Source organism: Tessaracoccus flavescens, assembly GCF_001998865.1.
Lineage (GTDB): Bacteria > Actinomycetota > Actinomycetes > Propionibacteriales > Propionibacteriaceae > Arachnia > Arachnia flavescens.
Genome location: NZ_CP019607.1, coordinates 253,639 through 272,876, shown reverse-complemented (window position 1 = coordinate 272,876; position 19,238 = coordinate 253,639). Strand labels below are relative to the sequence as shown.

Below are 19,238 nucleotides of genomic sequence, written 5' to 3'. Positions count from 1 at the left end.
ACCCAGAAAGGCAGGCGCAGTGGCGCATCCGATTCTCGTTGGCGTAGGCGTAGGCCCCGGCGATCCCGAACTCATCACCGTCAAGGCGGTGCGGCAGTTGTCTGCCGCAGACGCCGTCCTCGTACCCGCAACGGAGGAGTCCGGCGACGGACCCGGTCGGGCCGAGCAGATCGTGACGGTCAACTGCCCGGACGCGCGGATCGTGCGGATCCCGTTCTCCATGACATGCAGGCGCGGCATCAGCGAGCAGCGCAAGGCATCCTGGAGGGCCGCTGCCGACGCGGCTGTGGGTGCCTTCCTCGACGGTGCGGAGATCGTCGTGTTCGCGACGGTAGGCGATCCGAGCGTCTACTCCACCTTCTCCTACCTCGCCGCGCACGTCGTGGAACTGCTGCCGGAGGTCGAGATCCAGGTCGTGCCGGGCGTCACAGCCATGCAGGCGCTGGCCGCCGAGAGCCGAACCCCGCTCGTCGAGGGCACCGAGACGCTCGCGCTTGTGCCCGCGACCGCAGGCTTGGAGAAACTCAGCGCACTGCTCGACGCCGTCGACACCGTCGTCGCCTACAAGGGCGGACGGCGACTTCCCGAGGTCGCGGCGACCATCCGCGGCAAGGGCCGCGACGCCGTGCTCGGCATCAACCTCGGGCTCGAAGGGCAGGAACTGCACCGGCTGAGCGACCTCGACGACGACCGCTCGGCACCGTACTTCAGCGCGGTGCTTGCGCCCGCTCACCGTGGAGAGACGGGGGGCCGGTTGTGAAGGGGAAGGTCATCTTCGTCGGCGCCGGGCCCGGGGCCGACGACCTCATCACAGTGCGTGGGGCGCGCGTGATAGCCGAGGCCGACATCGTCATCTGGGCGTCCTCACTCGTCCATCCCGGGATCGTGGCCAACGCCAAGCCGGGTGCGGTGATCGTCGACTCCGCGGCCGAGGCGCTCGAAGACACCGAGGTGCACTACCGGCGCGCGGCCGAGGAGGGGCTGCTGGTCGCCCGCGTGCACACAGGGGACCCGTCCATTTACGGTGCGACGGGGGAACAGTACGAGCAGTGCCGTCAGCTCGGTCTCGACTACGAGACCGTTCCCGGTGTCTCAGCCTATTCCGCCACCGCCGCGCGGATGGACGCGGAGATCACCATCCCTGAGGTCTGCCAGTCGTTCATCCTCACAAGGCTCGAGGGCGGGCGCACGCCCATGCCGCCGCGCGAGACGGTTCGCGGGTTCGCCGCCCACGGCGCGACGATGGCGCTGTACCTCTCCGCCGCGCGCAACAAGCAGCTCCAGGACGAGCTGCTGGCCGGCGGCTACCCGCCCGAGACGCCGTGCATCGTCGGCTACCGGGTGACCTGGCCCGATGAGATGATGCTGCGCTGCCGCCTCGACGAGCTGTCGGCCATCATGCGCGAACACAAGCTGTGGAAGCACACGATCGTGATGGTCGGCCCCGCGCTCGCCGAGGGCCACAGCGGGACCCGCAGCCACCTCTACCACCCCGGATTCCGACACGAATACCGCGCGGCTGAGGCGGACGCCCAACGCGACCTGCGTATCAACGGGGCCGGTTCTGTGCACACGAAGGAGCACTCCGCATGATCCATGTCCACGGATATCTCGGGGAACTCTCCGACGACACCCGCGCCCTCGCGAAGGACGCCGCCCTCGTCGTCGGCGGGCGGCGTCATCTCGCCGACCTGGGCGTCGCCCCCGAACGCCAGGTGGTGCTCGGCGCGCTGACTCCTGCGCTGGAACGTCTCGGCGCCCTGCGACCCGACCAGGACGCGTTGGTGGTCGCCAGCGGCGACCCAGGCTTCCACGGCATTGTGCGTCGCATCCGCCTTGCGGGCCATCAGGTCCGGGTCCGCCCAGCGGTCAGCTCGGTCGCCGCAGCCTTCGCCGCCGTCGCGCTGCCCTGGGACGATGCGCTGGTGGTCTCTGCGCACGGAAAGCCCATCGACGAGGCCGTCGCCGCGGCAAAGTGGCACCCGAAGGTGGCCGTGCTTACCTCGCAGGGCGCTGGTCTCGTTGAGCTCGCCGCCGCGGTCGGCCACCTCGGCCGCGCCTTCGTCCTTGCCGAGCGTCTCGGCGAGGCGGACGAGCGCGTGCGCGTGCTGACCGCCCGCGAGGCCATGGCCGTCGAAGACATCGCCGAGCCCAATGTCGTCCTGATCCTCGACGGCACGCCCGACACCCGTGCGTTGATCTCCGGCGCCTCCTTCGCGCGGACGGAGGGCCATGAGCCGGTCGTCGGCCAGGTCACCAACTCGCCCGCGGCTCGCAGGCACGCCGACCAGATCGACGGCGTGCTCGGCGTCGCCTCAATCCGATACGACGGGCCCGCCTCCGAACTGCTTCCCCGGGCCTGGAACGAGTGTGACCTGATTGTGAGCCACCTCGCGCTCGGCGCCACGACGCGGCTCGTCGCGCCGCTGCTCCGCGACAAGAGGACCGACCCCGGCGTCGTCGTCATCGACGAGGCGGGCCGTTTCGCCGTGCCTCTGGTCGGCGGCCACGCGGGCGGCGCCAATGACCTCGCCCGCCGGATCGCCGAGGGCCTCGGCAGCACCCCCGTCCTCACCACCGCCACCGATGCGCTCGACCTCCCGGCGCTCGACACCCTCGGCTGGGCCTACTCAGGCGACGTCGCGGGTGTCACCCGCGCGCTGATCGACGGCGCCCCCGTGCTGATCGAGAAGGCCCACCCGTGGCCGCTGCCCCCGCTGCCGGCCAACGTATCGGTGGATGCGGTGGACGCGAGGGCGAGGATCGTCGTCACCGACCGGGTGAGCGTGTCCGCGTCGGAGCTGCCGACTGTGGTGCTGCACCCGAAGAGCCTCGTCGTCGGCATGGGCTGCAACCGCGGCACCCCGATCGAGACGATGCGCGCGCTGCTCACCGAGACACTGGCCGCCAACGATCTGGCCCTCGAGTCCGTGACGGCGATCACGACCGTCGACCTCAAGGCGGGAGAGCTCGGCCTGCTGCAACTGGTCAAGCAACTGGGTGTGCCACTGCTCGACTTCACACCGGAGACGCTGGCCGAGCAGGATGTGCCAACGCCAAGCGCGCTGGTGCAGGGGCACGTCGGCACGCCGTCGGTCGCCGAGGCATCTGTGCTCGCGCATGGTGCCGAACTGCTCGTGCCGAAGCATCGCAACCCCGATGCGACGTGCGCCATCGGGCGGATCCCCGTGAGGGGGAGGCTGAGCGTGGTCGGCCTTGGGCCGGGTTCCCGCGACCTGCTCACCCCCCGCGCCGTCGAGCGACTCCGCCAGGCCACCTTCATCGTCGGCTACGGGCCATATGTGAAGCAGATCCGCGACCTGATCCGTCCCGGAACCCGCGTCCTGGCGTCAAAGATGGGCACGGAGGAGATGCGCACCGCTGCTGCGATCGACGCGGCGCGCGGCGGCGAGAACGTCGCCCTTGTCTGCGGCGGCGACCCTGCCATCTACGCGATGGCCAGCCCCGTCCTGGAGCAGGGCACCGACGGCATCGACGTCGATATCGTGCCAGGGGTCACGGCCAGCCTCGCCGTCTCGGCGATCCTCGGCGCGCCGCTCGGCCACGACCACGTGACCCTCTCACTCTCCGACCTGCACACCAGCTGGGAGAACATCGAGAAGCGCCTCTTCGCAGCCGCTGACGGCGACTTCGTCGTCGCCCTGTACAACCCGCGCAGCCGCACCCGGCTGAAGCACCTGCCGCGCGCACTGGAGATCCTCGGCGCCAAGCGCGCGCCCGACACGCCCGTGGCCGTCGTGCAGCAAGCCTGCCGCAAGCGGCAGAAGGTGATCACGAGCACGCTCCGCGAGTTCCGACCTGAGTGGGTGGATATGAACTCCCTGGTGGTGGTGGGCTCGTCGACGACGAAGTTCGTCACCACTGGTGGGGGAAGCACGATGATCGTGACCCCGCGCGACTACACATGGATGCCGACCGACACCAAGGAGTACCCCGCATGACAGTGCCGCTCGTGATCGCCGCGCACGGCACCCGCGACGCTGAGGGCGAGGCCGTGTGCCGCGCCCTCGCCGTCCGGGTGCAGGAGTTGCTGCCACAGCGCCGCGTCGCGCTCGGTTTCGTCGAGCTGAGCTCGCCGTCGATCCCCGACGCCCTCATCGGGGTCCTGGGGGACGAGGCCGAGCCGCGCGCCGTCGTCGTCCCCCTGATGCTCGGCACCGGCGGACACGTCCGCGTCGACATCCCGGAGTTCATCGAGGAGACGCTGGAGGCGGTTCCCGGCGCGCGGATCGACTACGCGGCACACCTCGGCGCGGACCCGAGGCTGATGGACGCCGTGCGGCAGCGGATCGCCGACGTGATGGGTGACTGGCTGCCTGCCGAGACGACGCTGGTCCTCATCGGCCGCGGCGCGCGGATGGCGGAGTCCAACGCCGACCATGTGTGGCTCGCCCGGCACCACTTCGAGACCGGCGGGTGGCGAGGCGTGGAGGCAGGCTTCATCCAGGTCACGCGGCCGTCGCTGCCGGAGGCGCTCGATCGTGCCTACTCCGCCGGCGGCCGTCAGTTGGTCGTCATGGGGCACTGGCTGTTCCCCGGCAGGCTTCGCACGTGGACGTTTGAACAGGCCGAGTCGTGGGCCGCCGCGCACCCGGATGCGCAGGTGCGCGTCGCCGAAGTGATCGGAGCGTGCGATGAGCTGGCACGGGTTGTCGCCGACCGCTACCGCGAGACGCTGGTGGACACCCCAGGTGACGGCGCCCCTGCCTACCTCAGCGGCCTGCGGCTGCGCGGTCGTCGCGTCGTCGTCGTCGGGGGAGGGGCGGTCGCGACCCGTCGCGTTCCCCGGTTGCTCGACGCGGGCGCCGACGTGACGCTGATCTCGCCGACCGCCACCCCTGCGCTCGACGCGCTTGCCGCCGACGGCCGCCTCGAGTGGGTGCGCCGACCCTACCTGGACGGCGACCTCCGCGGCGCCTGGTACGTTCTGGCCCACACTGACATCCCGCAGATCAACGCGCTCGTCGCGGCGGAGGCAGAGGCGAGCCGGACATTCTGCGTGCGGGCCGATGACGCCACCGGCGGCACCGCCTGGACGCCGACCACGATGAACGCCGACGGCGTCACCGTAGGCGTGCTCGGCAGCCGTAACCCCGTCCGCTCCCGCCGCGTCCGCGACGCGCTGCTCGCCTCCGTCCGCTCCGCCCTCTCCAAGGAGACCTAGTGCCCGACTACCTGAGGACCGGGGAAGAGATCTACGAGGAGTCGTTCCGGATCATCCGCGCTGAGACGAACCTGGCCAGGTTCCCCGCCGACGTGAGCCGGGCAGTGGTGCGCATGGTGCACGCGGCGGGGGCAACGGACATCGCCGATGACGTGAACTTCACCCCCGGCGTCGTCGCGGCGGCGAACACCGCACTGCGGGCGGGTGCACCCATCTTCTGCGACTCGTCGATGGTGTCAACTGGCATCATCCGCTCCCGGCTGCCCCGTGACAACGACGTGATCTGCCACATCAAGGACCCCGCGCTGGTCGAGATCGCTGCCGCGAGGGGGATCACGAAGACCATGGCCGCTGTCGATCTGTGGCTGCCGCGCCTGGAGGGCGCCGTCGTCGCCGTGGGAAACGCCCCGACGGCGTTGTTCCGCCTGCTGGAGATCGTTGCTGAGACCGGTGCCCGGCCCGCGGCTGTGATCGGCATCCCGGTCGGCTTCGTCGGAGCCGCGGAATCAAAGGAGGCGTTGGTCGCCAATCCGTTCGGCCTCGACTACCTGGTGGTCCGCGGTCGCCGCGGCGGCAGCGCCATGACGGTCGCGGCGGTCAACGCGATCGCGAGCACCGACGAACTGACCAACACCTCCCGGCAGGACTGAAGCCGTTGTCAGCGGGACCAGCACGAGTCCGAGCTCGTGGCGGCCCGCTTACGCGACCCCGGCCAAGGCCACAGGAAGGGGCTCTGGCAGACTCGCCTCACAACATGAAACCGCTTCGTGCAGGCACAGGAACCCGGGAGTTGTCCGGGACGGTCGCGCCACTGTGAGCCCCTTCAGGGAAAGTCAGAAACTCAGCCTGTACGAACCAATGCCCGGGACGCTGAATCTCGGCAGAAGGAGTGCAGATGCACATAGCAGAAGGGTTTCTCCCACCCCTCCAATGCGCGGCCTGGTTCGCCGTCGCCGCCCCGTTCGTGATTCATGGCGGCCGTGCCGTCGTCCGCGAGGCCAGGAAGTCACCGGAGAACAGACTGCTGCTCGCCGCCGCGGGTGCCTTCACTTTCGTCCTCTCGGCCATCAAGCTGCCGTCGGTGACCGGGAGTTCTTCGCATCCCACCGGCACCGGGGCAGGGACCATCCTGTTCAAGCCGCCAGTCATGGCGTTTCTCGGCACGGTCGTGCTGCTCTTCCAGGCCCTGCTGCTGGCGCACGGTGGCCTGACGACGCTGGGCGCGAACGTGTTCTCGATGGCGATCGCCGGCCCTTGGGCGGGCTACGGCGTCTGGCGCCTGTTCAAGGCGGCGAAGGCCCCCACCTGGCTGGGCGTGTTCTTCGCCATGGCCGTGGCGAACCTGTTCACCTACTGCGTCACGTCGCTGCAACTGGCACTGGCCTACCCCGACGCCACGACGGGCTTCCTGGGCGCCCTCGCCAAGTTCCTCGGCGTCTTCGCCGTCACCCAGATCCCGCTGTCCATCGCCGAAGGTGTCCTCGGGGTGCTTCTGTTCGGGTTCTTCACCCGCGTCGCGCCGACCGAGCTGGCGCGCTTGGGCGTCACCGCGTCGGACAAGGAGGTCGTTCATGTTTGAGCGCAAGGACTGGTTCATCGGGCTGGCCCTCGTGGCCGTCATCGTCGCGATCTTTGCGTTCTCGCTGACCATGGCCCCGAAGCCCGCGGAAGGCGAGGAGGCATTCGCGGGCAGCGACGCGGCCGTGACCGCGATTCTCGAGGACGAGCACGGCGCCCTGCCCTGGTTCTCCCCGATCTTCGAGCCCGGCAGCGGCGAGATCGAGTCGGGCCTGTTCGCTGTCCAGGCGGCGCTCGGTGCGGGAGTTCTCGGCTTCGCCCTTGGCCAGCTCCGCGGCAGGGCTGCGGCCCGGCGCGAGCCGGAGTCGGCACGAGGATGACCACCTACTCCATCGACGACGCCGCCTGGGGCAGCCCGTGGCGGCGCCGTCGAGTGGGGGAGAAGATGCTGCTCAGCCTCGCGCTCGTACTCACCGCGCTGCTCACACCCCCCTGGCCCGGATGCGTTGCCGTGGCACTCTTCTCCGTCTTCCTGATCCTCGGCCCGGCCCGCATCCGTCCTTCACTGCTTGCCACTGTGCTCGTCGCGCCGTTGACCTTCCTGCTGCTCGGCACCCTTCCCGTTGTCATTCAGTTCGGTGGCGACGGGTGGGGCGTCGGCCCGCTGCGGCTCACGCAGGAGGGGCTGACCACCGCGGCAGGGCTCTTCGTCCACGGCATCGCGGGCACGCTCGCCATCATGGTGTTGGCCACGACGACACCGATGATCGACGTCCTGACCTGGCTTCGCGGAGTCCACCTGCCTGACCCGCTCCTCGAGGTCGCTTCACTGACCTATCGCCTGCTGTTCCTGCTGCTGGCCACCACCATCGCGGTGCGAGGCGCGCAGCAGGCGCGGCTGGGCGATGAGGCCACGTTCCGACGGCGTTGGGCAACGGTGGCTGCGACGACGGGGAGCATCATCCTGCGCACGTGGGACCGGGCCGCCCGTCTGCAACGCGGGCTCGAGGGCCGTGGCTACGAGGACTCGCTCGTCACGTTGGCGCCCATCCGCCGCCGCAGTTGGTCCTTCGTCGCGATGACCGCGGTCGGCGTGTCTGGTGTGTGGCTCCTCTGCTTGGCTGCCGCATGACCGAGATCCTCGGTGCCTTGGACTTGACGGCTGGATTCCCTGGCAGCCCGCCCGTGCTCGACGGCGCCTGCGTATCGATCCGGCGTGGCGTGCGCATGGCGTTGCTCGGACAGAACGGCTCAGGCAAGACGACCCTGCTGCGCTGCCTGGCGGGGGCGCTCACGCCGATCCGCGGCACGATCCGCGCGAACGGAACAGCGCTGGCACATGACAGGGCGTCGTTGCGTGCGCATCGGCGGCTGGTTCAGCTGGTGCTGCAGGACCCGGACGACCAACTTTTCTCCGCCGACGTCACGCAGGACGTCTCCTTCGGTCCGCTGAACCTCGGCCTCGGCGAGGCCGGCGCCCGAGCTCGCGTCGAAGAGGCGCTCGAGCTGCTGGCCATCACGCACCTCGCCGAGCGGCCCACCCATCAACTGAGCTACGGCGAGCGCAAGCGCGTCGCCATCGCGGGCGCCGTGGCAATGCGCCCCTCCGTGCTGTTGCTGGACGAGCCGACCGCCGGGCTAGACCCTGCAGGAGTCGCCGAGTTGATGGCCACTCTTGACGGCCTCGACACGACTGTCGTGCTGGCCACGCACGACGTCGATCTGGCGCTCAGCTGGGCCGACGAGGTCGCGGTGGTGAGTGGTCGTCGCGTCCGCCAGGGGGACCCTTCGATCCTTGGTGACGCGGAATTGCTCGCCTCCGCCCGTCTCCGCCGCCCGTGGCAGCTCGAGCTCCTGCACCGGCTCGGCCTCTCCGCCAACCCGCTGCCCCGCAGCGTCGACGACGTGGCACGAGCGATCCAGTGAGATCAGGCCTTCTCGACCGCCCACTGGATGACGGTGCGGTACGGCGTCCAGCCGAGCAGCGAACCCAGCGGCTCAGCGTTTTCCACCTGGATCCGGGACAGGTGCCCCTTCCAACGCTCGTGGGCCGCGATGCACAGCAGCTCGGCCTCGACGGTGATGCCGTGCACGACGAGGCGGCCGCCTGCGTGGAGAGCCGACATGGCCAGCTCCAGCACCGGCATGGTTGCGCCCCCGCCGACGAAGACCGCGTCGGGGGAGGGCAGTTCGGCGAGCACATCGCCTGCGAGCCCTTCGACCAGGTGGAAGGCTCCCTGGGGCGTGAGTCGCTCGGCATTGGCCAGCGCCCTCGACGCTCGGTCGGCCCGGCGCTCGACTCCGATGGCGCGGGCCCCGTCGGCCGCCCGGCACCATTCGACGGCGATCGAACCAGCGCCCGTGCCGATGTCCCACAAGAGCTGCCCGGGCAGCGGCCTCAGATGCGCGAGCGCACTCGCACGCACAACGCGTTTGGTGATGAGGCCGTCGCTCTCGAACGCCTCGTCCGGCAGCCCTGGAGTGCACCCGAACAACGCGCCGTCACGGTCGATGATCATGCCCACATCGTATTGGAGGAATCGTGACCAGAGGACGGATCACCGTCGAGCCTGACGACGGCCTCACGACGAGGGGGCGCCGGAACAGGCCCCTGCTCATCGTCAACACAGGGGAAGGCAAGGGCAAGACGAGCGCGGCCATGGGCATGGCCATGAGGGCGTGGGCGCAAGGCTGGGCCGTCGGCATCTACCAGTTCGTGAAGTCCGCGTCCTGGCGGACGGGGGAGTACGTGGCGCTGACGAGGCTCGGGGAACTCGACGGCGACGTCACCTTCGAGCGGATGGGCACCGGCTGCACCTGGATGCGGTCGGCTCACGGTGGCGAGGTGAGCGCGGAGGAGGCCGCAGTGGCGGCCTGGGCCCACGTCCGGCAAGGCCTCGCCGAGGAGCGGCACCGGCTCTGGGTACTCGACGAGTTCACCTATCCCATGGCCTGGGGCTGGGTCCAGACTGACGAGGTGGTCGAGGCCCTTCGATCGCGCCCGGGAACGCAGCATGTCGTCATCACAGGTCGGCGATGCCCACAGCCGATCCTGGACCTCGCCGACCTCGTCACGGAGATGACGAAGGTCACCCACCCCTTCGACAAGGGCCAGAAGGGCCAGGCGGGGATCGAATGGTGATCCCACGCTTCGTGATCGCCGCCCCCGCCTCTGGCCACGGGAAGACGACTGTGGCGACCGGGCTCATGGCCGCCCTGCGCGGCCGCGGCGTCGAGGTGGCCCCGTTCAAGGTGGGGCCCGACTACATCGACCCCGGCTATCACACGCTCGCGGCGGGGAGACCGGGCCGCAATCTCGACCCGTTCCTCTGCAGCGAGGAGTTGATGGCGCCGCTGCTACTGCACGGATCCCGCGGCGCCGACGTCGCCGTCGTCGAAGGCGTGATGGGGCTGTTCGACGGCAGGTTGGGCAGTGACGGATTCGCGTCGACGGCGCACGTCGCCCGCCTGATCGACGCCCCCATCGTCCTCGTCGTCGACGCCAGGCACACCTCCCGCAGCGTCGGTGCCCTTGTGCTCGGCATGGCGACTTTCGACCCTGACCTGCGGATCGGAGGCGTGGTACTCAACCAGATCGGCAGCCCCCGCCACGAGGCCGAGGCGCGCGCCTCCGTGGAACGCGTGGGCGTTTCCGTTCTGGGATCACTGCCACGCAACCTTGAGATCGAGGCCCCCGCTCGGCACCTCGGCCTTGTCCCCGCGGCCGAGCGCGACGACGCGGGCATCGTCGCAATGGGCGAGGTCGTGGCCAGTCACGTCGACCTCGATGCCCTCCTGGCGCTGGCCGGGACCGCGCCTGCGCTTGCGGCCGAACCGTGGCGGCCTCCCCTCTCTCCTCCCGCCGGGGCAGGGGCAGCCCGCCGCCCGAAGGTCGCGATCGCGGGCGGTCGTGCCTTCACATTCCGGTACCCGGAGACCGACGAACTCCTCATCGCCGCTGGCTGCGAGCCGGTCGTCTTCGACCCGCTCAGCGACACCGCGCTGCCCCCCGGGACGGCGGGCCTCTGGCTCGGGGGCGGTTTCCCGGAGGTGCACGCGAGGGAACTGGCGGCCAACACCGCCCTTCTCTCCGCGATCCGCGACGCGGTGGCCGACGGCATGCCCACGGTCGCGGAGTGTGCGGGTCTGCTTTATCTGTGCCGTGAGCTTGACGGCGAGCCGATGGTCGGCGCGCTTGAGGGAACCGCGGCGATGACCGCGCGGCTGACCATGGGATACCGGGAGGCGACCGCGGAGACGGACTCCCTCCTCGGGAGGGTGGGCGAGACCATCACGGGGCACGAGTTCCACCGCACGGCCGCCGACCCCGGCGACCCTCCGGCGTGGTTGCTCGCCGGAAGACCGGACGGCGTGGCGACCTCGTCCATCCACGCCTCCTACCTGCACACACATTGGGCGGGACACCCGCAACTGGCGGAGAGGTTCACCGACGCCGTCCACCGCCGGTGGGCGGGGGCCGCCGCCACCGACCCTGCGTCGGAGCCCGACCTTGCCCACCACGGCGACAAGGACCTCGCGCCGGACCTTGTCGATTTCGCCGTCAACGTACGACAGCCACGCACCCCGGGTTGGCTCGTCGAGGCCGTGACGCGTGACGCCAACTGGGCCGCCTACCCGAACCCGGCCCTTGCCCGCGCCGCCATCGCGGCCCACCACGGCGTCGATGAGGACATGGTGCTGCCCGTTGCCGGGGCGGCGGAGGCGTTCACGCTGATCGCAAGGGCGCTCGAGGGTGTCGCAGTCGTCGTCCACCCCCAGTTCACCGAACCGGAGGCGGCGCTCGTCGCCGCCGGCCGGGTACCCCTTCGCCATATCCTCTCCGCCACCGAGGGCTTCCTGCTCGACCCCGGCGCGGTGCCTGCTGCCGATCTCGTCGTCGTAGGCAATCCCACCAATCCGACGGGCGTGCTGCACCGCCGCCGTGATCTGCTCGCGCTGCGGGCAGGGACCCTCGTCGTCGACGAAGCATTCCTCGACGCCGTACCCGGCCAGCCGGAGAGCCTCATCAGCGGCGACATGAGTAACCGGATCGTGCTGCGCTCGCTCACCAAGACCTGGGCGCTGGCAGGGATCAGGGCAGGCTACGTCGTCGGCGATCCACGGACGATCGCCCTGCTCTCCGCCCAGCAGCCGCCCTGGTCGGTGTCAACGCCGGCCCTCGCTGCCACTGTTGCCTGCCTCTCCCCGGGGCGCCGCGACGAGGCGCATCGGCTCGCCGTCGCCGGAGAGGCGGCCCGTGCCGACCTCGCAGGCCGGCTCCGCGACATCGGCCTCGCCCCCGTCGACGGGGTGGCACCATTCGTCCTCGTCGACACAGCCGGATTCGGCCCCGGCTCTCTCCGCGAGGCACTGGCGGCACGCGGATATGCCGTCAGGCGAGGCGAGTCGTTCCCGGGCCTCGGGCCCACCTGGCTGCGGCTGGCAGCCCGTACCCCCGACCACCACGCTGGGCTGGTCGCGGCCCTCGTCGACCTACAGGAGACTCTGTGCAGAAAGAACTGACCCCCCGTGAGGTGGTCCTCGTGGGCGGAGGCCCCGGGGACCCAGACCTCCTCACCGTCGCAGGTCTCAGGGCCGTCAGGCAGGCCGACGTCATCGTCCATGACCGGCTCGGGCCCGTCAGTGTGCTGCAGGAGGCCCGTCCCGGCGCTGAGCTGATCAACGTGGGCAAGATCCCCCGCGGCGCGTTCACGCCGCAGGAGGAGATCAACGCGATCCTCATCGACCGGGCGCGCAGAGGGCTGCGGATCGTGCGCCTCAAGGGCGGTGACAGCTTCGTCTTCGGCCGGGGCGGGGAGGAGTGGCAGGCGTGCGCCGAGGCTGGGGTGGCCGTGCGCGTCATCCCGGGCGTCACCTCGGCGGTGGCGGTGCCCGCGCTGGCAGGGATCCCCGTGACGCACCGCTCCCTGTCCCAGGGGTTCACCGTCGTGTCCGGCCACGTGCCCCCCGGCGACCCGCGCAGCCAGGTCGACTGGAAGGCGCTCGCGCGCACCGGCACAACCCTGGTGCTGCTGATGGCCGTGAAATTCCTGCCGGAGATCACCGCGGCGCTTGTCGACGCGGGCCTGCGCGCCACCACCCCTGCGGTCATCGTCGCGGACGGATCGACGCCGGAGCAGCGGTTCTGGAGCGCCACGGTTGTCGACATCGCCGAGGTGGCCGAGGCCAACGCCGTCCGCCCGCCTGCGATCGTCGTGATCGGGGACGTGGCCGCGCTCGACCTCCCGTGACGCAGCTTGTGGCGCTCGGCGCCCGAGCCGCCTCCATCGAGGGCTGCCCCGGTCAGACGTCGAAACCGCGCATCGGTGGGGATCCTGCCGACCCGACGACGGCCCCAGCGCGGTCGATGCAGACGACACCGACGCGAACCGGGGCGCCGCGGAGCACCTGCTCACCCTGCGCGCGGGCGGCGGCGGCGACCACATCGCCAAGGGGGAAGCCTCCCGCCTGACACCGCTGAAGCGCACCCATCGCCGTGTTCGCCGAGCGAACCGCCTCAGCGAGAGCGGGGGAGGCGCCGGCAGAGGAGGCCAACTCGGCCAGGTGCGTCGTGTCGACCGCGGTGCGATGCGAGTGCAGGTCGAGATGGCCCGCGGCGAGCTTGCTCAGCTTCGCGAACCCCCCGACCAGGGTCAGCCGCTCCACCTGATGACGCGAGACGTACTTCAGCACCGCGCCGACGAAGTCGCCCATGTCAAGCAGCGCGAGCTCTGGAAGTCCGAACAGTTGCATCGCCACCCGCTCGGACGTCGACCCCGTGCACCCCGCCAGGTGGGTGAGCCCCGCGGCGCGGGCGACGTCGACGCCGCGCCGGATCGAGTCGATCCATGCGGAGCAGGAATACGGGACAACGACGCCGGTGGTGCCAAGGATGGAGATGCCGCCCTCGATGCCGATCCGCGGGTTCCAGGTCCGGTGCGCCAACTCTTCCCCGCCGTCGACCGAGACCTCGACGACGGCGTCGGTCACGACGCCGAGACGAGCCGAGGCGCGGGCAAGGTTCTCGGCGATGTACCCGCGCGGGCCTGGGTTGATGGCGGGCTCGCCGACGGCAAGCGGCAGGCCGGGCAGAGTGACCCGGCCGACGCCGGGACCGCCTCGAAACTCGATCCCCGTGCCGGGTGCACCGCGCCGGACGCGCGCCCTGACCACGGCGCCGTGGGTGACGTCCGGGTCGTCGCCCGCGTCCTTCTGCACCGCGGCCATCGCCACCCCGTCAGCCAGTTCCTCCTGGGTCAGCGCGAACTCGGGGTCGTGCCCCTTTGGCAGAAGGACCCGCACCGGGTCTGGGAACTCGCCGGTGTGCAGCGCAACCCAGGCTGCGGTCGCGGCTGCAGCGGCGCAGGCACCCGTCGTCCATCCCGGGCGCAGCCCGGAGGACTTCAACTGCCCACGTCTTCCGCCTACAACCTCCGCCACACCGTCAGCCTATTCCAGCCGCCCTCCGTCGAAGCAGGCCACCCTGGTGTGTCACCTGCCGAGTTCCGCAAGCCGTTCCAGGTCTGCGACGGGGGACACCGCCTCGAGGGCCGCGTCGAAGCGCGCGGCCTCAGCCGGGCCCGCGGCCGCGACCCTTTCCCGCAGCGCCGCGAGGGCGTTCGGCCGCTCATTCGGGTCGAGTTCCTTGAGCAGTGCGTCCGTCCCGACGGCGACGGCGACGCTCACCGGTGCCTGCAGTCCATGCCGGGCGGTCAGTTCGACTGCTCCGAGGAAGCGATCGCCGGGGGCGAGCTTGCGTCGGGGATCCCTGCCCACCCGCTCGACGGAGTCATGCAGGGCGTGGTTGGCGAAGCGCGCGAGCAGGTCGTCGCGGTTCGCGGCCACGGCCTCGAGCGGCTCCCCGTATTCACAAGACAGGGCCTGCGTCGCTGCGGACATCGCCGCGTTGACCAGACGGTGGACGCGGGGGTCCTCGATGGCCTCGGCGATCTCGGTGTGGCCGAGCAGCCCGCCCAGGTACGCGGTCAGCGCGTGCCCGAGGTTGTGCAGGTACAGCTTTCGGTCGGCGTAGAAGGCGAACGGCAGGTCGGTGCGGCCGACCAGGTCCGGCACGTCGGGCAGCGGCGCCTTGGCGGCGGCCGCGTCGTAGGGGAGTTCGCGGTACGGCTCGACGGCCACCCACGACACGTCCGCGGCGCGTTGCTCGGCCGTTGGGACGGGGATCATCCTGCCGATCGAGGTGCGCAGGAAGCCGACTTCGCCGAGGAGGTGCGCATCGTCGCCGAGCGCCTCGGCGACCAGTCCGCGGGCGACCTCGTCCGCGTCGTGCAGATTCTCGGCGAGCAGCACGTCGAGGGGGCGACCGGAGCGCCCACGGATGCCGTCGGCCAGGGCAGAAGCGAGGTGGCGCAGGTTCGCCGCACCGACCGCGGTGGCCACGAAGTCGGCGGCGGCGACCGCGTCCACGACGGCTTCGCTTCGGCTACCGAGGATGGCGTCGACGTTTTCCACGCTGACCTCCTCGCTGCCCGCGTCGGACACGGTGGCGTGCCGGTACGAGCCACTGCCAAGGGCCGCGACCAGGCCTGCCGCGCTGAGCGCCTCCGCGGCCCCCGCGACCCGTGGCCCCATCGTGGTCAGCTGCGGACCGGCCGAGATGGTGACGAAGTTGCGCCTGCCCAGCTTGACCGCCGTCGCGACCCCTGAGCGGGAGCCGCGCGAGTTGTCGAAGGTGACGGTGTCGATGTCGATCCCCGTCGGCCGGGTTCGTCAACGGGGCGTTCGTCGCGTGGCTCACGCTGCCCGCGTTCATCGTCACCCTCGGCTCGATGACCTATCTCAGAGGCACGGCGTACTCGCTGCTCGACGGGCAGCCGCTTGTCGCCTCCGACCTGGCCTACCGCGGGATCGGCAACGGCACCGTCGCGGGCATCCCGACGCCCGTCGTCGTGATGGTGGTCGTCTACATCGCGTTCTGGTTCCTGCTGGAGCGCACCCGCTTCGGCCGACACGTCTACGCGGTCGGCGGCAACATCGAGGCCGCCCGCCTCGCCGGCATCAACACCAAGCGGGTCCTGCTGCTCGTCTACACCATCGCGGGCGCCGCGGCAGGTCTTGCGGGCATCATCTTCTCGGCCCGCGTGCTCTCCGCACAGCCGACGGCAGGCACCAACTACGAGCTCGACGCCATCGCGGCGGTCGTGCTCGGCGGCACGGCCCTCGCGGGCGGCCGCGGTCGCGTGCTCGGCACCCTCGTCGGTGCGCTGATCATCGGCGTGCTGTCCAACGGCCTCGTGCTGATGAACGTGCCGTTCTTCTACCAGCTGATCATCAAGGGCGTCGTGATCGTCCTCGCGGTGGCGCTGGACAGCCTCAGGCAGTACAACCGGAAGGGTTGACGCGGACAGGTGCAACACGCGAGGGGCGGGTCGGTGAGACCCGCCCCTCGTCCGTTGCCCAGCGCCGGTCGGGCTGGTTGACTTGGCTGCAGATCTAGGAGGACAGATGAGCGACATCCAGGTTGGAGTCTTCGGCGTCAGCGGACGCATGGGCAGCGAGGTCGTGCGGGCGGTCGGGCGTTCCGACGGGATGACGGTGGTGGGCGGCTCCGATCTCGGTGAGCCGCGTGAGCAGGTCGAGCGGGCGCAGGTCGTGGTCGACTTCACCCATCCCGACGCCGTGATGGACAACATCGAGTGGTGCGTTGAGCGCGGCATCAACATGGTGATCGGCACCACCGGCTTCACGCCTGAGCGCCTCGACACCGTCCGCGACCTGGTGGCGAAGCACCCGGAGGTCGGGATCCTGATCGCCTCCAACTTCTCCATCGGCGCGATCCTGATGATGCAGTTCGCTGCGAAGGCCGCCCCGTTCTACCCGTCGGTGGAGATCATCGAGCTGCACCACCCCAACAAGGCCGACGCCCCATCCGGCACCTCGGCGACGACCGCGCGCAAGATCGCGGCGGCGCGCGACGCCGCGCAGATGGACCCGGTTCCCGACGCGACCGTCCACGACGACGGGGCGAGGGGAGCGGTCGTCGACGGCATCCACATCCACGCCGTCCGCCTGCAGGGGCTCGTCGCACACCAGGAGGTGCTGCTCGGCGCGCTGGGGGAGACGCTGACCATCAGGCACGACTCCTTCGACCGCGAGTCGTTCATGCCCGGCGTGGTCGCGGGCATCCGCTACATCGTCGAGCATCCCGGGCTGACCCTGGAGATGGAGCAGGTGCTCGGCATCTGAGCCGTCGAACTGCCTCAGGCGGGCGTGATGTCCGTGTGGAGGCGCACGAGCTTGAGGTGACGTCCCTCCTCGTCGACCGCGACCTCCTGATGGGCGCCGTCGGCCTCCCATCCGCCGGAGGTCAGGAAGGCGCGCACGGCGTCGTCGGCTGCCTGGACCCACATCGTGGCCAGTTCGTAGCCGTCGGTGCGCAGCGTGTCGACGGCGGCGTTGATCAGGCGCGATCCGTGCCCCTTGTGGCGGTGCTTCGGGTCGACGATGAACTCGCCGATCGTGCCGGTGCGCTCGGAGGCGTCGGGGTCGCCGCTCGGGCCGGTCACGGCGAAGCCGACGACACCCGCCTCTCCGAGGGCGACGAGCACCCGGAAGTGCGCGAGCGGCGGGCGGACGATGGCCTCGTGCCAGGCACGGGTGGCCTCGTCGGCGGCCGTCGCGGCGACCGCGTCCGAGAGCGCATCACTCTCAGACCAGGCCCTGCGCTGGATGCGGGCGAGGTCGACGGCTTCTGCGGGCATGGCGAGGCGCACGGTGTCGGTGACAGACATGGGGCCCATCGTATCCACTAGCCTTGGGCCCATGACCGACGTCAAGACACCACCCAAACTGGCCCCTGGAACCCTGCGGATCATCCCGCTGGGAGGACTCGGAGACGTCGGCCGCAACATGACCGCCTTCGAGATCGACGGCCAGATCGCGCTCGTCGACTGCGGCGTGCTGTTCCCGGAGGACAACCATCCGGGCGTCGACCTGATTCTTCCCGCCCTCGACTACCTGGACGGGAGGCTCGACGACATTGTCGCCCTCGTGCTCACTCACGGCCACGAGGACCACATCGGAGCCGTGCCCTACCTCCTCAAGCGGCGCTCCGACATCCCCGTCTACGGCTCGAAGCTGACGCTGGCGTTCCTCGCCGCGAAGCTGCGCGAGCACCGGATCCGCAACTTCAACCTCGACGCCGTCGAAGAGGGCGACATCCTCGAGATCGGCAACTACGAGTTCGAGTTCCTCGCCGTCAACCACTCGATCCCCGACGCGCTGGCCGTCGCGATCCGCACCAAGGCGGGCACCGTCCTGCACACGGGCGACTTCAAGATGGACCAGCTCCCGCTCGACGGTCGGATCACCGACCTGCGCGGCTTCGCCCGGCTCGGCGAGGAGGGGGTCGACCTGTTCATGGCCGACTCGACCAACGCGGAGGTGCCCGGCTTCACCACCCCCGAGGTCGACGTGGAGCCGGCCATCGCGCGGGTGTTCGACGCGGCGAACGGCAAGCTGATCGTCGCCTGCTTCGCCTCGCACGTGCACCGCGTCCAGCAGGTGCTCAACATGGCGGTCAAGCACGGCAGGAAGGTCGTCTACGTCGGCCGCTCGATGGTGCGCAACATGTCCACCGCCCGCGACCTCGGCTACCTCAAGGTTCCCGCGGGCACCCTGATCGAGCTGAAGGACATCGACAAGTACGCCGACGACGAGGTCGTGATCGTGTCCACCGGGTCGCAGGGCGAGCCGATGGCGGCGCTCAGCCGCATCGCCAACCGCGAGCATCCCGTGGTCGAGGTCGGCCCGGGCGACACCGTCCTGCTCGCCTCCTCGCTCATCCCAGGCAACGAGAACTCCGTCTACCGGGTGGTCAACGGCCTGTCGAAGCTCGGGGCGAACGTGGTGCACAAGGGCAACGCGCTCGTCCACGTCTCCGGCCACGCGTCGGCAGGCGAACTGCTCTACTGCTACAACATCATCCGGCCCAGGAACGCGATGCCCGTGCACGGCGAGGTCCGCCACCTGATCGCCAACGGCAAGCTGGCCGAGAAGACCGGCGTCCCGAAGGACCGCGTCATCGTGGCAGGAGACGGCGACGTGATCGACCTCAGGAAGGGCGTGGCCCGCAAGGTCGGCACCATCGACGCGAGCTACATCTTCGTCGACGGCTCTACGGTCGGCGACATCTCCGACTCGATCATGGACCGCCGCATCCTGGGCGAGGAGGGGTTCGTCTCGGTGATCACAGTCGTCGACCTGCACAACCGCTCGATCGTCTCCGGCCCGGAGATCCAGGCCCGTGGCCTCGCCGAGGACGACAGCGTGTTCAAGGAGGCGAAGCAGCGCGTCAGCGACGCCTTGAAGGACGCGATGCGCGACGGCGTCGACGACCCGCACAGGCTGCAGCAGGTGACGCGACGCGCCGTGGGGCAGTGGGTCGCGAAGTCTCTGCGCCGACGCCCTATGATCGTCCCGGTTGTCGTCACCACGTGACGACCCCGTCCGGTTTGACCGCTCAGCCCGGGACACGTAAAGTAGTCCATCGGTGCTTTGCCCCTAGATGATCAGT

Annotated in this window: 19 protein-coding genes; 15 read left to right on the top strand and 4 right to left on the bottom strand. The window is 70.2% G+C overall.

Annotated features, from left to right (window positions below):
* The first annotated feature begins 19 nt into the window (after positions 1–19).
* The 9 genes from cobI (at position 20) to BW733_RS01315 (ending at position 8,629) form a co-directional block, all read left to right on the top strand.
* On the top strand, positions 20–760 hold the full coding sequence (gene cobI, locus BW733_RS17665; RefSeq protein ID WP_152024514.1) for a precorrin-2 C(20)-methyltransferase: 741 nt from the start codon (positions 20–22) through the stop codon (positions 758–760).
* Positions 757–1,593: a precorrin-4 C(11)-methyltransferase gene (gene cobM, locus BW733_RS17660; RefSeq protein ID WP_152024513.1), complete on the top strand. Its 837-nt coding sequence runs from the start codon at positions 757–759 to the stop codon at positions 1,591–1,593. Before cobI ends, cobM begins: the two co-directional genes overlap by 4 nt.
* Positions 1,590–3,962, top strand: a complete 2,373-nt coding sequence (gene cobJ, locus BW733_RS01345) for a precorrin-3B C(17)-methyltransferase (RefSeq protein ID WP_077347204.1) — start codon at positions 1,590–1,592, stop codon at positions 3,960–3,962. Before cobM ends, cobJ begins: the two co-directional genes overlap by 4 nt.
* Positions 3,959–5,185 (top strand): CbiX/SirB N-terminal domain-containing protein, encoded by a 1,227-nt coding sequence (locus tag BW733_RS01340; RefSeq protein WP_077347202.1) that lies wholly within the window; start codon positions 3,959–3,961, stop codon positions 5,183–5,185. Before cobJ ends, BW733_RS01340 begins: the two co-directional genes overlap by 4 nt.
* A complete protein-coding gene (locus BW733_RS01335) occupies positions 5,185–5,835 on the top strand; it encodes a precorrin-8X methylmutase (RefSeq protein ID WP_077347200.1) in 651 nt (216 codons plus the stop codon). The genes BW733_RS01340 and BW733_RS01335 overlap by 1 nt, the downstream gene beginning before the upstream one ends.
* 245 nt (positions 5,836–6,080) lie before the next feature.
* Positions 6,081–6,764: an energy-coupling factor ABC transporter permease gene (locus tag BW733_RS01330; RefSeq protein ID WP_077347198.1), complete on the top strand. Its 684-nt coding sequence runs from the start codon at positions 6,081–6,083 to the stop codon at positions 6,762–6,764.
* Positions 6,757–7,083 carry an energy-coupling factor ABC transporter substrate-binding protein gene (locus BW733_RS01325; RefSeq protein WP_077347196.1) on the top strand — a complete coding sequence of 109 codons (327 nt, stop codon included), beginning with the start codon at positions 6,757–6,759 and terminating at the stop codon, positions 7,081–7,083. Before BW733_RS01330 ends, BW733_RS01325 begins: the two co-directional genes overlap by 8 nt.
* The gene (gene cbiQ / locus BW733_RS01320) at positions 7,080–7,835 is read left to right on the top strand and encodes a cobalt ECF transporter T component CbiQ (RefSeq protein WP_077347194.1); all 756 of its coding nucleotides are present in this window, start codon (positions 7,080–7,082) and stop codon (positions 7,833–7,835) included. Before BW733_RS01325 ends, cbiQ begins: the two co-directional genes overlap by 4 nt.
* Positions 7,832–8,629 (top strand): energy-coupling factor ABC transporter ATP-binding protein, encoded by a 798-nt coding sequence (locus BW733_RS01315; protein ID WP_077347192.1) that lies wholly within the window; start codon positions 7,832–7,834, stop codon positions 8,627–8,629. The genes cbiQ and BW733_RS01315 overlap by 4 nt, the downstream gene beginning before the upstream one ends.
* Positions 8,630–8,631: 2 nt before the next feature.
* On the opposite strand, the gene cbiT is transcribed toward BW733_RS01315, so the two are convergent.
* A complete protein-coding gene (gene cbiT / locus BW733_RS01310; RefSeq protein ID WP_077347190.1) occupies positions 8,632–9,222 on the bottom strand; it encodes a precorrin-6Y C5,15-methyltransferase (decarboxylating) subunit CbiT in 591 nt (196 codons plus the stop codon).
* A gap of 23 nt (positions 9,223–9,245) precedes the next feature.
* Between cbiT and cobO the strand changes: the two genes are divergently transcribed.
* The 3 genes from cobO to cobA are packed head-to-tail and all read left to right on the top strand — an operon-like array spanning position 9,246 to position 12,954.
* The gene (gene cobO / locus BW733_RS01305; protein ID WP_077347188.1) at positions 9,246–9,845 is read left to right on the top strand and encodes a cob(I)yrinic acid a,c-diamide adenosyltransferase; all 600 of its coding nucleotides are present in this window, start codon (positions 9,246–9,248) and stop codon (positions 9,843–9,845) included.
* The gene (cobBC, locus tag BW733_RS01300) at positions 9,839–12,226 is read left to right on the top strand and encodes a bifunctional hydrogenobyrinic acid a,c-diamide synthase/histidinol phosphate aminotransferase CobBC (RefSeq protein ID WP_077347186.1); all 2,388 of its coding nucleotides are present in this window, start codon (positions 9,839–9,841) and stop codon (positions 12,224–12,226) included. The genes cobO and cobBC overlap by 7 nt, the downstream gene beginning before the upstream one ends.
* Positions 12,211–12,954, top strand: a complete 744-nt coding sequence (gene cobA / locus BW733_RS01295) for a uroporphyrinogen-III C-methyltransferase (RefSeq protein WP_077347184.1) — start codon at positions 12,211–12,213, stop codon at positions 12,952–12,954. Before cobBC ends, cobA begins: the two co-directional genes overlap by 16 nt.
* A 52-nt stretch (positions 12,955–13,006) precedes the next feature.
* On the opposite strand, the gene BW733_RS01290 is transcribed toward cobA, so the two are convergent.
* Together BW733_RS01290 and BW733_RS01285 are read right to left on the bottom strand one after the other, a co-directional pair.
* Positions 13,007–14,143, bottom strand: a complete 1,137-nt coding sequence (locus BW733_RS01290; protein ID WP_077347182.1) for a cobalt-precorrin-5B (C(1))-methyltransferase — start codon at positions 14,141–14,143, stop codon at positions 13,007–13,009.
* Between the two features lie 51 nt (positions 14,144–14,194).
* Entirely contained in the window at positions 14,195–15,295 is a 1,101-nt protein-coding gene (locus BW733_RS01285; protein ID WP_077347180.1) for a mannitol dehydrogenase family protein, read from the bottom strand.
* 167 nt (positions 15,296–15,462) lie between these two features.
* Between BW733_RS01285 and BW733_RS01280 the strand changes: the two genes are divergently transcribed.
* Both BW733_RS01280 and dapB read left to right on the top strand, forming a co-directional pair.
* Entirely contained in the window at positions 15,463–16,062 is a 600-nt protein-coding gene (locus BW733_RS01280) for an ABC transporter permease subunit (protein WP_202970329.1), read from the top strand.
* A gap of 106 nt (positions 16,063–16,168) precedes the next feature.
* Positions 16,169–16,909: a 4-hydroxy-tetrahydrodipicolinate reductase gene (gene dapB / locus BW733_RS01275; protein ID WP_077347178.1), complete on the top strand. Its 741-nt coding sequence runs from the start codon at positions 16,169–16,171 to the stop codon at positions 16,907–16,909.
* Between the two features lie 14 nt (positions 16,910–16,923).
* Here dapB and BW733_RS01270 read toward each other — a convergent pair whose 3' ends face one another.
* A complete protein-coding gene (locus BW733_RS01270; RefSeq protein ID WP_077347176.1) occupies positions 16,924–17,454 on the bottom strand; it encodes a GNAT family N-acetyltransferase in 531 nt (176 codons plus the stop codon).
* A 31-nt stretch (positions 17,455–17,485) separates the two neighbouring features.
* Between BW733_RS01270 and BW733_RS01265 the strand changes: the two genes are divergently transcribed.
* Positions 17,486–19,162, top strand: coding sequence for a ribonuclease J (locus BW733_RS01265; protein WP_077347174.1), 1,677 nt, complete (start codon positions 17,486–17,488; stop codon positions 19,160–19,162).
* Positions 19,163–19,238 lie beyond the last annotated feature (76 nt).

Coding starts and splice junctions, on each gene's coding strand:
- cobJ (WP_077347204.1), top strand. CDS start 1,590: ATGATCCATGTCCACGGATATCTCGGGGAACTCTCCGACGACACCCGC.
- BW733_RS01340 (WP_077347202.1), top strand. CDS start 3,959: ATGACAGTGCCGCTCGTGATCGCCGCGCACGGCACCCGCGACGCTGAG.
- BW733_RS01330 (WP_077347198.1), top strand. CDS start 6,081: ATGCACATAGCAGAAGGGTTTCTCCCACCCCTCCAATGCGCGGCCTGG.
- BW733_RS01325 (WP_077347196.1), top strand. CDS start 6,757: ATGTTTGAGCGCAAGGACTGGTTCATCGGGCTGGCCCTCGTGGCCGTC.
- cbiQ (WP_077347194.1), top strand. CDS start 7,080: ATGACCACCTACTCCATCGACGACGCCGCCTGGGGCAGCCCGTGGCGG.
- BW733_RS01315 (WP_077347192.1), top strand. CDS start 7,832: ATGACCGAGATCCTCGGTGCCTTGGACTTGACGGCTGGATTCCCTGGC.
- cbiT (WP_077347190.1), bottom strand. CDS start 9,222: ATGATCATCGACCGTGACGGCGCGTTGTTCGGGTGCACTCCAGGGCTG.
- cobBC (WP_077347186.1), top strand. CDS start 9,839: ATGGTGATCCCACGCTTCGTGATCGCCGCCCCCGCCTCTGGCCACGGG.
- BW733_RS01285 (WP_077347180.1), bottom strand. CDS start 15,295: ATGGGGCCACGGGTCGCGGGGGCCGCGGAGGCGCTCAGCGCGGCAGGC.
- dapB (WP_077347178.1), top strand. CDS start 16,169: ATGAGCGACATCCAGGTTGGAGTCTTCGGCGTCAGCGGACGCATGGGC.
- BW733_RS01270 (WP_077347176.1), bottom strand. CDS start 17,454: ATGTCTGTCACCGACACCGTGCGCCTCGCCATGCCCGCAGAAGCCGTC.
- BW733_RS01265 (WP_077347174.1), top strand. CDS start 17,486: ATGACCGACGTCAAGACACCACCCAAACTGGCCCCTGGAACCCTGCGG.